Genomic DNA, 12,242 nt, shown 5'->3' with positions numbered 1-12,242 from the left:
CGGGTGACCACGTCCGTTCTGATTTCGAGGAGTGACTATGTCCGAGGTGAAGATCTCCGCCGCGACGCGCACCGAGTTCGGCAAGGGTGCCGCGCGCCGTATCCGTCGTGAAGACAAGGTTCCGGGTGTCCTGTACGGGCACGGTTCGGACCCGCTGCACCTGACCCTGCCGGGTCACGACCTGCTGATGGCGCTGCGTACGCCGAACGTGCTGATCGCGCTGGACATCGACGGCAAGACGAACGAGCTGGCGATTCCGAAGTCGGTGCAGCGTGACCCGCTGAAGGGCTTCCTGGAGCACGTGGACCTGCTGCTGGTGAAGCGCGGCGAGCAGGTCAACGTCGAGATCTACGTCCAGACCGAGGGTGAGCTGGCCCCGGGCGGCAACCTGCTGGAGCACGTGCTGAACGCGCTGCCGGTTCAGGCCGAGGCCACCCACATCCCGGAGTCGGTGACCGTCTCCGTCGAGGGTCTGACGGCCGGTGACTCGATCCTCGCCAAGGACATCCCGCTGCCGAAGGGCACGACGCTGGCCGTCGAGGAGGACACCGTCGTCCTGCAGGTCCTGGCCGCGCAGGCCGAGGAGGCCCCGGAGGGCGAAGAGGCCGAGGGCGAAGAGGCCGCCGAGGCCTGATCCTCTGCGTCGTCGTTTCGTCGGCCGCTGTTCCCGTGCGGGGCAGCGGCCGACGCGTATGAAGGAGACATGGACGTGACGACCGATGCCGCCGCTCCCTGGCTGATCGTGGGGCTGGGCAATCCGGGGCCGGAGTACGCGGGGAACCGGCACAACGTGGGTTTCATGGTGGCCGATCTGCTGGCGGACCGGGTCGGGGGGAGGTTCAAGCGGGCCGGGCGGGCGCAGGCTCAGGTCGTGGAGGGCCGGATCGGGCCGCCGGGGCCGTTGAACCGGCGGGTGGTGCTGGCGAAGCCGATGTCGTTCATGAATCTGTCGGGTGGGCCGGTGAACGCGCTGCGGGACTTCTACAAGGTGCCGGTGGCTCATGTGGTGGCGGTGCATGATGAGTTGGACATCGATTACGGGGTGCTGCGGCTGAAGCTCGGTGGTGGCGACAACGGGCACAACGGGCTGAAGTCGATGACGAAGGCGTTCGGGTCGGACTATCACCGGGTGCGGTTCGGGATCGGGCGGCCGCCGGGGCGGATGCCGGTGGCGGATTTCGTGCTGAAGGATTTCTCGTCGGCGGAGCGCAAGGAGCTGGACTACTTCGTGGACCGGGCGGCGGACGCGGTGGAGGCGTTGGTGATCGAGGGGCTGGAGCGGGCGCAAAGCACGTACAACTCCTGACTTGTCGCCCGGCGAGGTTGACGGGCCGTTCAGGCATGGCCAATGATCCCGGCCATGCCTGCCCACGCCACTCCTTCGTCCCCGGCCTCGGCCGTCGTGTTGCGGTTCGGGCGGTTCGCGGCGATGGGTACGGTCGCGTTGCTGATCCTGATCGCGGGTGTGTGGGCGTCGTGGGGTACGGCGCAGCACGTGATGCTGACGAAGGGCCGGGAGCGGGGCACGGTCGAGGTGGTGCGGTGCGGGCCGGAGACGTGCTCGGGCCGGTTCTCGCCGTTGTCGGAGGGGTCGCAGCCGCGGTCGCGGGTGGTGCTGGAGAAGTCGGTCGCGGTGGAGAAGGGCCGGACCTACACGGTGGTGCTGAAGCCGGGCAGTGACGACGCGGTGCGGTCGGGTCCGGCGGGGGTGTTGTACGCGTGGGTTCCGCTGGGCGGTGCGCTGTTGCTGGGGTCGGTCGTGGTGGCGGGTGGTCTGGCGCGGACGCGGTTGGCGTGGGTGCTGGCGGGGTCTGGTGTGGCTCTGCTGACGGTGGTGTTCGTTGCCGTCTGAGGGGTTCGGTCGTTCTCCTCTTCGTGGAGGGGCGAGCGTTGTGTGTTCGTGATTGACGTGCTGCCGGGCGAGGCTGGAAGCTGAGCCGCCCCCTCCACATCTTCCCGGTCACTTCTCGAAGATGGACTGCCTCTCCATGCGAACCTTCTCGCGTTTCGGCGCTGTGTGCGCCGCCGCTTCCTCGGTCCTGCTGCTTGCTCCGGCCGCCCAGGCGACCCCTCCCGGTGACAACGGCACGGTGAAGATCCATGACGCCTCGACGGGCGAGGAGTTGCGCCGTAACGAGCCGCACGTGTGCGCCTTCTACCTGGACGCCTTCGGTTTCGACGGTGGTCAGGAGGTCGACTGGCACATCGACGCGATCCCTCCGAGTGAGAACAAGGGGGAGACCGTGAAGTCGGGTGCGCTGACGCTGGACGCCCAGGGTCACGGCCGCAGCGAGGACCTGTCGCTGCCCGACGGGCACTACAAGCTGTTCTGGAACTTCGAGGGTGAGAAGGGCGCTGCCAAGCACAAGGTGTTCTGGTCGGACTGTGAGGACGAGCAGGAACCGGGTGGTTCGACGCCGTCGGGTTCGGCGTCCGCGTCGCCTTCGTCGGAGGCGTCCGGTGAGCCGTCGGGTGAGCCGGGTGCGTCGGCGTCGCCGAGCGCGTCGGACGGTGCCGGTGTGCCGGCGTCCTCGTCGCCGTCGCCGCAGGGTGGTGGCGAGGGTGATCTCGCCGAGACGGGCAATGGGGCGCCGGTGGGTGTGCTGTCCGGTGTGGCGGCGGCGCTGGTGGCGTGTGGTGGGTTCCTGATGCTGCGGCGCCGCAAGGCCGGCCGCGGCTGATCCGGATGGCACTGTGCCCCCGAGCCTGTACGGGCTCGGGGGCACAGTCGTGTGCGGGGGCGGTTCAGCCGGTGTTGCGCAGGCCGGCCGCCACACCGTTGACGGTGAGGAGCAGGGCGCGGGCGAGGAGCGGGTCGGGCTGTTCGCCGGCGGCGGCCGCGTCGCGCTGCCGCTTGAGCAGGGCGACCTGGAGGTAGGAGATGGGATCGAGGTAGGCGTCGCGGATGGTGAAGGTCTGCTTCAGCACGGGCGCGGCGTCGAGGAGTTCGGCTTCGCCGGTGACGCGCAGGACTTCGCGGATGGTCAGTTCGTGTTCGGCCTTGATGGTGTCGAAGACGTGCTTGAGCTCGTCGGGGACGAGGGTGTCGACGTAGTGCTGGGCGATCCGCAGGTCGGTCTTGGCCAGGGTCATCTCGACGTTGGAGATGAAGTTGCGGAAGAAGTGCCACTGCTGGTGCATCTCGTCGAGGACGGTGTCGAGGCCGGCTTCGCGCAGGGCCTTGAGGCCGGAGCCGACGCCGAACCAGCCGGGGACGATCTGCCGGGACTGGGTCCAGCCGAACACCCAGGGGATGGCGCGCAGGCCGTCGAGCGAGACGCCGGAGCCGGGGCGGCGGGAGGGCCGGGAGCCCAGGTGCAGGTCGGCGAGCTGGTCCACCGGCGTCGATGCGAGGAAGTACGTCGGCAGGTCGGGGTCCTCGACGAGGCGGCGGTAGGCGGCGTGGGCGGCGTCGGAGACGACGTCCATCGCGGCGTCCCAGCGGGCGAGGGCCTCGTCGGACTGGCGGGGTGCGGTGTGCAGGGCGGACGCCTGGAGGGTGGCCGCGACGGTCAGCTCCAGGTTTTCCCGGGCCAGGGACGGGATGAGGTACTTGTCGGAGATGACCTCGCCCTGCTCGGTGACCTTGATCTCGCCTTCGAGGGTGCCCCAGGGCTGGGCGAGGATGGCGTCGTGGGTGGGGCCGCCGCCGCGGCCGACGGTGCCGCCGCGGCCGTGGAAGAGGCGCAGGCGTACGCCGTAGCGGTGGGCGACGTCACGCAGGCGGCGCTGGGCGCGGTGGATCTCCCACTGGCTGGTGGTGATGCCGCCGAACTTGGAGGAGTCGGAGTAGCCGAGCATGACCTCCTGGACGTCGCCCCGGAGCGCGACCAGGCGCCGGTAGGACGGGTCGGAGAGCATGTCTTCGAGGATGGTGTCGGCGGCCTTGAGCTCGTCGGTGGTCTCCAGCAGCGGCACGATGCCGATCTTGGCCCAGCCGGCGTGGAGGTCGATGAGGCCGGCTTCGCGGGCGAGGACGGCGGCGGCGAAGACGTCGTCGGCGCCCTGGCACATGGAGATGATGTAGGACTCGATGACCTCGGGTCCGAAGACCTCCAGGGCGCGCTTGACGATGCCGAAGACGCCGAGGGTCTTCTCGCCGGGCGCGTCGACGGGGGCCGGGGTGGGGGCGAGCGGCCTTCTGGACCTGAGTTCCTTGGCGAGGAGCTTGGCGCGGTAGTCGCGGGGCATGTCGGCGTAGCGCCAGGATTCCTCGCCGAGCCGGTCGAAGAGCTGGCCGAGGGCGTGGTGGTGGGCGTCGGCGTGTTCGCGGACGTCCATGGTGGCGAGCTGGAGGCCGAAGGCGGCGAGGGTGCGGATGGTGCGGGCGAGGCGGCCGTCGGCGAAGAGTCCGCCGCGGTGCTCGCGCAGGGAGCGCTGGATGATCCGCAGGTCGTCGAGGAGTTCGCTGGTGCCGAGGTAGTCGCGGCCGTCGCGGTGGGCGGTGCCCTTGGCGAGGCGCTTCTTGGTGTTCTCCAGCTTCTGCCGGATGCAGGTGGCCTTGAGCCGGTAGGGCTCTTCGGCGTTGAGGCGCTTGTAGCGGGGGCTGATCTCGGGGAGGTTCTCCAGGTCGGCCTGGAGGGAGGTCAGCAGTTCCTCGGTGGCGCCGGCGTAGCGGATGGAGTTGGACAGGAAGCCGCGGAGTTCGTCGATCGTCTCCAGGGCGTCGTTGATGCCGTGTTCGTGCTGGAGGATGAGGACGTCCCAGGTCACCTGGGGGGTGACGTTGGGGTTGCCGTCGCGGTCGCCGCCGATCCAGGTGCCGAAGGTGAGGGGGCGGGTGTCGTCGGGGAGCTTGACCCCGGCGCGCTCCAGCTCGGCGGTGAGGTCCTCCAGGACGTCGCCGACGGCGTTGGCGTGCAGCTCGTCGAGGTAGTAGATGGCGTTGCGGGCCTCGTCGGCGGGCTCGGGGCGCACCACGCGCAGTTCGTCGGTCTGCCAGACGAGGTCGATGTTCTCGGCGAGGCGGGTGTCCAGGCGGCGCCGGTCGGATTCGATGACCGGGGTCTCCAGGAGCGCGGCGATGCGCCGGAGCTTGTTGAGGACGGACCGTCGTGCGGCTTCGGTGGGGTGGGCCGTGAAGACGGGGCGGACGTTGAGGTTGCGGACCGTCTCGCGCAGGTGCTCGGGGTCGGCGTCCTTGAGCCGGTCGGCCGTACGGGCGAGGAGTCCGCCTTCGGCGGCGCGGCGGGCGCGCAGCTCGCGGCCGCGGTGGACCTGCTCGGTGACGTTGGCGAGGTGGAAGTAGGTGGAGAAGGCGCGGACCAGCTTGGCCGCGGTGTCGAGTTCGGTGCCGCGCAGCAGCTCGGCGGCGGCCTCGCCGTCCTCTCGGGTGAGGCGGCGAACCTTTTCGACGAGTTCCAGCAGCTCGGGGCCCTCCTGGCGGACGAGGGTCTCGCCGAGGAGGTCGCCCAAGCGGCGGATGTCGGCACGCAGCTCACTGCTCGTCGTCGTGGTCTGGTCGTCGGCACTGCTCACAGGTGCGGCTCCTTGCAGTGTTGAAGCTCGTCTGGGAGGGGAACCCGGACGGCGTCTCGCGCGGCGGGGCGCCGCATACGGTCCGGACATCCGGGAGGAAATCAGAGCGGACCGCGCTGTCCGACCGACACCAGGATAGGTGTCGGCGGGGACGCGCAGGCTCGCGGGCTCTTGCCGCCGGGCGACGCGCTGCCATACTTACGATGCCGTAGGTTACGGACCCGTAGGGAGCAGGTCACGGTTCCCGTGCTGCGGCTACCCCTTCTCCGTCCACATACCCCCCAGGGGATGCGTATGACCAGTAGTTCCGACGTGATCGACACCGCCCCCAAGGCGCCCGGTCAGGCCTCCGACGCCGACTCCGCCACGCTGGGCGGCGAGCAGAAGCGGTCCATCGAGCAGGTCGCCCTGCTCCTCTTCATCACCGTCCCGTTCCTCGCGCTGCTGGCGGCGGTTCCGCTGGCGTGGGGCTGGGGGGTGAGCTGGCTGGACCTCGGTCTGCTGGTCTTCTTCTACTACCTGGGGTGCCACGGCATCACGATCGGTTTCCACCGCCATTTCACGCACGGTTCCTTCAAGGCCAAGCGGCCGCTGAAGATCGCTCTGGCGATCGCGGGTTCGATGGCGGTCGAGGGTCCGCTGGTGCGCTGGGTGGCCGATCACCGCAAGCACCACAAGTTCTCCGACGCGGAGGGTGACCCGCATTCGCCGTGGCGGTTCGGTGAGACCCTCCCGGCGCTGATGAAGGGCCTGTGGTGGGCGCACATCGGATGGATGTTCGATGAGGAGCAGACGTCGCAGGAGAAGTACGCCCCGGACCTGATCAAGGACAAGACGCTCCGGAACATCTCCCGCCAGTTCGTGCTGTGGACGGTGGTGTCGCTGGCGCTGCCGCCGCTGATCGGCGGTCTGGTCACGATGTCCTGGTGGGGCGCGTTCACCGGCTTCTTCTGGGGTTCGCTCGTGCGAGTGGCCCTGCTGCACCATGTGACCTGGTCGATCAACTCGATCTGCCACGCGGTGGGCAAGCGGCCCTTCAAGTCGCGTGACCGTTCGGGCAACGTGTGGTGGCTGGCGGTCCTGTCCTGCGGTGAGTCCTGGCACAACCTGCACCACGCCGACCCGACGTCCGCGCGGCACGGTGTGATGCGCGGGCAGCTGGATTCGTCCGCCCGGCTGATCCGCTGGTTCGAGATGGCGGGCTGGGCGTACGACGTGCGCTGGCCGTCACGCTCACGTATCGATTCGCGCCGTAACACCGGGGAAGGCGGCTCCCCGCGCGGGAAGGAGCCCGTCGAGGCGGCATGATGGTCGCTGTGGCGACCGACTCGAGCAGCACCCCCAGCAATGACAAGCCGCGGCGAGCGCGTCGCACCCGGATGACCGGTGCCGAGCGCCGTCAGCAGCTGCTGGAGATCGGTCGCACGCTCTTCGCGGCGAAGGGGTTCGAGGGCACGTCGGTGGAGGAGATCGCGGCGAAGGCCGGGGTCTCGAAGCCGGTGGTGTATGAGCACTTCGGCGGCAAGGAAGGGCTGTACGCGGTCGTGGTGGACCGTGAGATGCGGCGTCTGCTGGACATGGTGACCAGCTCGCTCACGGCCGGTCACCCCCGCGAACTCTGCGAACAGGCGGCGTTCGCCCTGCTGGACTACATCGAGGAGTACACGGACGGTTTCCGCATCCTGGTCCGTGACTCCCCCATCCCCCAGTCGACGGGTTCCTTCGCCTCGCTGATCTCGGACATCGCCACGCAGGTGGAGGACATCCTGGGCCGCGAGTTCAAGAGCCGCGGCTTCGACCCCAAACTGGCGCCGCTGTACGCGCAGGCCCTGGTCGGCATGGTCGCCCTGACCGGCCAGTGGTGGCTGGACGTGCGCAGGCCGAAGAAGGCCGAGGTGGCCGCGCACCTGGTCAACCTGGCGTGGCACGGCCTGGACGGGATAGAGGCCAAGCCGCACCTCATAGGGCGCCGCAAGGCCTGAACCCCCTGCGTTGCCGCACAGCCCCCGCCGGCGTGAGCGGGGGCGGTGGCCGTCAGCCCGGCTTCCGGGCGACGGCGAACACCCGGCGGAACGGGAACGGTGTGCCGTGCGGGCCGGCCGGGTACGACTCGCGCAGGGCCGCCCGGTACTCGGCGACGAAGTCCTCCCGCGCCTCGGGCTCGTCGGCGAGGGCGGTCAGCACGGGCCGCAGGCCGGTCCCCTTCACCCAGTCGAGCACCGGGTCCTCGCCTTGGAGCAGGTGGATGTAGGTCGTCTCCCACACGTCGGCCGCGCAGCCGAGGGACGTCAGCCGCTCCAGGTAGGCCTCTGGTGTGAGGACGGCGTCCGAGTGGCGCAGAACGCCGGCGAGCCGGTCACGCCAGCGCGGCGAACCGGCGAGTTCGCGCATCAGCCGGTGGCTGGGGGCGTCGAAGTTCCCGGGCACCTGGAAGGCGAGGGTGCCGGACGGCTTCAGCCCGGCCACCCAGTCGGCGAACCGCTCGACGTGCCCCGGCACCCACTGCAGGGTGGCGTTGCTGACGATCAGGTCGTACGGCTCGTCCGGCGCCCAGGTGCGCACGTCGGCGAGGGCGAAGTCGAGACGCCCGCCGCCCTCGGTGGGGCCCTGGTGATCGACGTGGGCCTGGTCGAGCATTTCGGGCGAGTTGTCGTAGCCGGTGATCCGGGCGGTGGGCCAGCGATCGGCGAGCAGCGTGGTGACGTTGCCGGGGCCGCAGCCGAGGTCCGCGATGCGGGGTGCGCCGCCGGGCAGCTCGGGAACGCGGGCGAGGAGGTCGGCGAAGGGGCGGGCGCGATGCCCGGCGTGGCGGAGGTACTGGGCGGGGTCCCAGGTGGGGGCGGCTGCGGGCATGGAGTCCTCCAGATGTCCTGGTGGTGGCCGTTCGGGACGCACACCCACCGTGACACCCCACATATCTCGACGTCAAGAAAATTGATGTCAAGAGACTCTACGTCGACACAACCACTACACTGATCGTCATGGAGGACGAGGTCGATCGGCTGGTCGCAGCGTGGCGCCGGGAGCGCCCGGACCTCGACGTGGAACCGCTCGAGGTGCTCAGCCGTGTGAGCAGACTGGCCCGGCATCTGGACCGGGCCCGGCGGCTGGCGTTCGCGGAGCACAATCTGGAGCCGTGGGAGTTCGACGTCCTGACGGCCCTGCGCCGCGCGGGCACGCCGTACCAGCTCTCGCCGGGGCAGCTCCTCACCCAGACGCTGGTCACCTCGGGCACCATGACGAACCGCATCGACCGCCTGGCCAAGAAGGGCCTGGTGGAGCGGCTTCCCGACCCCAGTGACCGCCGGGGCGTCCTGGTCCGGCTGACGGACGAGGGCCGGGACCGCGCGGACCAGGCCCTGGCGGGTCTGCTGGACCAGGAGCGCGCGATCCTCGCGGAGCTCTCCCGGGCCCAGCGCGGCGAGCTGGCGGGGCTGCTACGCCAGCTGACCGCCCCGTTCGACAACATCCCCGGCTAGATCCGCGGGCCCGACCCCGGCCCGCCGCGCCAGGGCGACGGCGGCGAGGGTGGAGTGGACGCCGAGCTTGCCGAGGACGTTCTGCATATGGGTCCGCACGGTGTGCGGCGACAGGTACAGGCGCTCGGCCACGGCCTTGCGCCCCAGCCCCGCCACCATGCACCGCAGCACTTCCCGCTCACGCGGAGTGAGGGACTCGACGAGCCGCTCGCTCTCGGTGCGGTGCTTGCGGGCGGCGGTGAGCTCCCGCAGGACACCCGTCAGCAGGGCGGGAGGCAGATGGGTCTCCTCCCGCAGCACGCCCCGGATGACCGTGAGCAGGCGGGACAGCGAGCAGTCCTTGGCGACCCAGCCGGAGGCGCCGGCCTGCAGGGCGAGCGCGGCCCGCCGTGGATCGTCCTTCTCGGCGAGCACGACGATCCGCACATTCGGCTGCGCCGAGCGCACTCCCGTGACGAGGGAGATCCCGTCGACGAGCCCGTCCTCATTGCCCTCCTGCACGGGTACGGCCGGGCGGGCGCCCGGCACCTTGCCGCCCAGATCGGCGTCCACGAGCAGCACGTCGAAGCGCCGCCCCTCTGCGACCGCCCGCTCCAGGCTGCGCAGCGCGGCCGGACCGCTGCCGGCCGCCGAGACGTCGACATCGGGCTCGGCGGCCAGAGCCGCCGCGAGTGACTCGGCGAAGATGCGATGGTCGTCGACGACCAGGACTCGGATGCGAACCACGAAACCCCCTTCCCCGAGCTCCCGAAGAGCAGGGGCTACCCCATCACCGGAGGATGACACCGCGCGGGTACGACGCCGGAGTGTCCGGAACTGCCGCACCGACCGTCCGTCGTTGCCGCAGCAGCCTGTTCGGGTCGCCGCAGCCGCACGGCCGCCGCCGTGCAGTAACCGCTACCCCCACCCCGGGCGTCGTACCCGGCTGTCTCGCCCCCTGATCGGCACCGGCCCCCACCGGTGCTGTTCATCAGGGTACGGACGGGGGCCCGGAGCGGAAGGTTATTTGCAGAACTGACTGTCCGACGCGTTTATGGTGTGCCGCATGTTCCGTCTTGAGACAGAAGTCGACAAGGCCCGACGTGATCTGCTCCGCACACGCCTGCGGGACACGAACACAGCCGCCTCTCCGGTCCTGCGCGCCCTGCGCGGAACACCGGACGAAAGGGACGTCCCCTTGCATGTGTGGGCTGTGAACGACAGCGACGACGGCCTCGCCGGCGGCCTGGTCGGCCACACCTGGGCGACCTGGCTCCACGTGACGTACCTCTGGGTCGACGAACGCCATCGCGGCCGGGGTTTGGGTGCGCGGTTGCTCGCGCAGGCGGAACACATCGCGACGATGTCCCGCGGCTGCCGCGCGGCCCGCCTGGAGACCTGGGACTTCCAGGCACCGAGGTTCTACGAGAAGCAGGGGTACGAGGTGGTCAGCGTGATCCCCGACTATCCGCCGGGGATCACGGAGTACGCGTTGACGAAGAGGCTGGGCTGATCTGCGACTGCGAAGCCCTCGATGCCGCGCCGACTTCGACCACCGATAGCGTTGGTTCGCTTGAGTTATCCCCCCACATGATCAACGGGAGACACAGTGAACCGCCCCGCCCGGCTCGTGACGGCCGCGCTCACCGCATCCGCGGCCCTGCTGCTGACCGCCTGTGGCTCGGGGGGAGGTGACGGTTCGTCGTCGTCCGACAAGATCGCCGGAGCGGATTCGGGCGACCAGGCCTCTGCTTCGCCATCGGTTTCCGCGTCTGCGGACGGGATCGACCGGCCGGAGATCAAGCTCCCTGGGGACATGAAGCTGGTGTTCGAGGGCGAGCAGACCGGTGACGCCGTCAAGGACGCGATCCTGGCGGACAACGAACGGGCCGTCAGCACGGTGTGGCAGGCCGTGGCCTCCAGCGATCTGAAGAAGTCGGGCATGGGCTTCTACTACACGGATACCGCGCTGAGGGGCGTCTACAACTACGCGAAGGACAACAACGCCAGGAAGACCAGCTGGGCCGGCACCCTGCGCTACTTCGACCGCCGGGTGACGGTGTTCGACAAGACGTCTGCGGCACTGACGTACTGCGTGGACGAGAGCCAGGCGAACGTCAAGGACCTGAAGACGAAGAAGGTGAAGGTGGTCGAGACCTCACCTGACAGCTACGTGTACTACAACGCCAGCGTGAAGCAGGACAAACAAGGCGTCTGGCAGATCTGGAGCCTGCACGAGGACCGCGGTTCCCAGAGGTGCCAGCCGTGACCCAACGCGTGGCGCTTGTTGCCCTGACCGCCACGATGCTCTTCCTCGGAGTTGACACAGCCGTCGCTGGAGGTATCGGCAGCAACGGAGAGCAAGCCGAGCAAACGTCCGGTGACTCCTCGGGCCCCCTGCTGGAGTCCCGCGTCAGCTTCAACGTGAAGGGCAGCGCCCCCTCGAAAGACAGTGGCCCGATCACGTCCACCGCCGTGGACTGGGAACCGCCGGCCTGCTGGTACGAGCCCTACTGGAAGGCCAAGGACTTCAAGACCTACACCGAGGCCAACTGGTCGATCTACGACTCGGTCGGTGGTGCGCCTGCGGGCGTCGCAGACGACAAGGCCCGCTACAAGGGGGGCCGCCCCTACAAGGACTTCAATGTCGACAAGAACGACGAGGGCATGTGGTGGGTGGCCGTCAAGAATCCGAAGATGGAGGATGACCCCGCCGCCGGAAACTGCAAGCGCGACCCCTTCTGGGTCGACAACGGCAAGGACCCCGGTGTCCCCCAGGCCATCGACACCGAGACCCTCGCCGGGCTCGCGCACCAGCGCACCGTCGTGCCGCCGACCGAGATCTCCATGGCGCCGAACGGCAGGTCCACGGTGAACGCGCCCACCTGGGTCTGGCTGGACGAGGGGGCGTTCAAGCCCGTCTCCGTCACGGCCAGTCTGCCCGGCACGGGGCTGTGGGCGACCACCACGGCCAAGCCGGTGAGCCTGCACCTCGATCCGGGAACGGCGGACGCGGAGACCCTCCCGGCGTCCGGTGAGTGCCTGATCAACGACGACGGCTCCATCGGAGAGCCGTACGCCAGGGGCAAGGGGGAGCGGACGCCTCCCTGCGGCGTGCGGTACCTGCGTTCGTCGGGAGACGACACCTACGGCCTGGAGGCGACTCTCACCTGGGAGATCACCTGGGAAGGCGCGGGCGGCACGGGCGGTGACCTGCCCAACGGCACGTTCGCCACCACCACCGAGGTGCCGGTCCAGGAGATCCAGTCCGTCAACCGCTGACGCGGAGATGACAGCAGCGCCCCC

Annotated in this window: 13 protein-coding genes; 10 read left to right on the top strand and 3 right to left on the bottom strand. The window is 69.6% G+C overall.

Annotated features, from left to right (window positions below):
- Window positions 1-37: 37 nt before the first annotated feature.
- The 4 genes from HNR57_RS19820 (at window position 38) to HNR57_RS19805 (ending at window position 2,681) form a co-directional block, all read left to right on the top strand.
- A complete protein-coding gene (locus tag HNR57_RS19820) occupies window positions 38-634 on the top strand; it encodes a 50S ribosomal protein L25/general stress protein Ctc (RefSeq protein ID WP_184561332.1) in 597 nt (198 codons plus the stop codon).
- A gap of 69 nt (window positions 635-703) precedes the next feature.
- Window positions 704-1,306 (top strand): aminoacyl-tRNA hydrolase, encoded by a 603-nt coding sequence (gene pth / locus HNR57_RS19815; protein ID WP_184561331.1) that lies wholly within the window; start codon window positions 704-706, stop codon window positions 1,304-1,306.
- Between the two features lie 42 nt (window positions 1,307-1,348).
- Window positions 1,349-1,852, top strand: a complete 504-nt coding sequence (locus tag HNR57_RS19810; protein ID WP_184561330.1) for a hypothetical protein — start codon at window positions 1,349-1,351, stop codon at window positions 1,850-1,852.
- A gap of 136 nt (window positions 1,853-1,988) precedes the next feature.
- Entirely contained in the window at window positions 1,989-2,681 is a 693-nt protein-coding gene (locus HNR57_RS19805; RefSeq protein ID WP_184561329.1) for an LPXTG cell wall anchor domain-containing protein, read from the top strand.
- 64 nt (window positions 2,682-2,745) lie between these two features.
- Here the strand turns inward: HNR57_RS19805 and ppc are convergent, their stop codons facing one another.
- Window positions 2,746-5,478, bottom strand: a complete 2,733-nt coding sequence (gene ppc / locus HNR57_RS19800) for a phosphoenolpyruvate carboxylase (RefSeq protein ID WP_184561328.1) — start codon at window positions 5,476-5,478, stop codon at window positions 2,746-2,748.
- A 294-nt stretch (window positions 5,479-5,772) separates the two neighbouring features.
- Here ppc and HNR57_RS19795 point away from each other — a divergent pair, with 294 nt between their 5' ends.
- Complete coding sequence (locus tag HNR57_RS19795) at window positions 5,773-6,786, top strand: acyl-CoA desaturase (protein ID WP_184561327.1); 1,014 nt, start codon at window positions 5,773-5,775, stop codon at window positions 6,784-6,786.
- Window positions 6,783-7,460 (top strand): TetR/AcrR family transcriptional regulator, encoded by a 678-nt coding sequence (locus HNR57_RS19790; protein ID WP_053675827.1) that lies wholly within the window; start codon window positions 6,783-6,785, stop codon window positions 7,458-7,460. Before HNR57_RS19795 ends, HNR57_RS19790 begins: the two co-directional genes overlap by 4 nt.
- 52 nt (window positions 7,461-7,512) lie before the next feature.
- Here HNR57_RS19790 and HNR57_RS19785 read toward each other — a convergent pair whose 3' ends face one another.
- Window positions 7,513-8,331 carry a trans-aconitate 2-methyltransferase gene (locus HNR57_RS19785; protein WP_184561326.1) on the bottom strand — a complete coding sequence of 273 codons (819 nt, stop codon included), beginning with the start codon at window positions 8,329-8,331 and terminating at the stop codon, window positions 7,513-7,515.
- A 128-nt stretch (window positions 8,332-8,459) separates the two neighbouring features.
- Here HNR57_RS19785 and tamR point away from each other — a divergent pair, with 128 nt between their 5' ends.
- Entirely contained in the window at window positions 8,460-8,957 is a 498-nt protein-coding gene (gene tamR, locus HNR57_RS19780; protein WP_184561325.1) for a MarR family transcriptional regulator TamR, read from the top strand.
- Here tamR and HNR57_RS19775 read toward each other — a convergent pair.
- A complete protein-coding gene (locus tag HNR57_RS19775; protein WP_184561324.1) occupies window positions 8,916-9,683 on the bottom strand; it encodes a LuxR C-terminal-related transcriptional regulator in 768 nt (255 codons plus the stop codon). The genes tamR and HNR57_RS19775 overlap by 42 nt on opposite strands.
- A 307-nt stretch (window positions 9,684-9,990) precedes the next feature.
- Here HNR57_RS19775 and HNR57_RS19770 point away from each other — a divergent pair, with 307 nt between their 5' ends.
- From HNR57_RS19770 to HNR57_RS19760, 3 genes are all read left to right on the top strand, one after another.
- Window positions 9,991-10,449: a GNAT family N-acetyltransferase gene (locus HNR57_RS19770; RefSeq protein WP_184561323.1), complete on the top strand. Its 459-nt coding sequence runs from the start codon at window positions 9,991-9,993 to the stop codon at window positions 10,447-10,449.
- 96 nt (window positions 10,450-10,545) lie between these two features.
- Entirely contained in the window at window positions 10,546-11,205 is a 660-nt protein-coding gene (locus HNR57_RS19765) for a hypothetical protein (protein ID WP_184561322.1), read from the top strand.
- Window positions 11,193-12,218, top strand: a complete 1,026-nt coding sequence (locus HNR57_RS19760) for a hypothetical protein (protein WP_376772269.1) — start codon at window positions 11,193-11,195, stop codon at window positions 12,216-12,218. Before HNR57_RS19765 ends, HNR57_RS19760 begins: the two co-directional genes overlap by 13 nt.
- The last annotated feature ends 24 nt before the right edge of the window (window positions 12,219-12,242 follow it).

It is taken from the genome of Streptomyces paradoxus (genome assembly GCF_014202475.1).
In the GTDB taxonomy this organism is placed as follows: domain Bacteria; phylum Actinomycetota; class Actinomycetes; order Streptomycetales; family Streptomycetaceae; genus Streptomyces; species Streptomyces paradoxus.
This window is presented reverse-complemented; position numbering and strand designations above follow the sequence as displayed.

Bases quoted from the DNA above. Each gene is read 5' to 3' on its own strand.
- HNR57_RS19820 (WP_184561332.1), top strand. From the start codon at position 38: ATGTCCGAGGTGAAGATCTCCGCCGCGACGCGCACCGAGTTCGGCAAG.
- pth (WP_184561331.1), top strand. From the start codon at position 704: ATGGACGTGACGACCGATGCCGCCGCTCCCTGGCTGATCGTGGGGCTG.
- HNR57_RS19810 (WP_184561330.1), top strand. From the start codon at position 1,349: ATGATCCCGGCCATGCCTGCCCACGCCACTCCTTCGTCCCCGGCCTCG.
- HNR57_RS19805 (WP_184561329.1), top strand. From the start codon at position 1,989: ATGCGAACCTTCTCGCGTTTCGGCGCTGTGTGCGCCGCCGCTTCCTCG.
- HNR57_RS19795 (WP_184561327.1), top strand. From the start codon at position 5,773: ATGACCAGTAGTTCCGACGTGATCGACACCGCCCCCAAGGCGCCCGGT.
- HNR57_RS19790 (WP_053675827.1), top strand. From the start codon at position 6,783: ATGATGGTCGCTGTGGCGACCGACTCGAGCAGCACCCCCAGCAATGAC.
- HNR57_RS19785 (WP_184561326.1), bottom strand. From the start codon at position 8,331: ATGCCCGCAGCCGCCCCCACCTGGGACCCCGCCCAGTACCTCCGCCAC.
- tamR (WP_184561325.1), top strand. From the start codon at position 8,460: ATGGAGGACGAGGTCGATCGGCTGGTCGCAGCGTGGCGCCGGGAGCGC.
- HNR57_RS19770 (WP_184561323.1), top strand. From the start codon at position 9,991: ATGGTGTGCCGCATGTTCCGTCTTGAGACAGAAGTCGACAAGGCCCGA.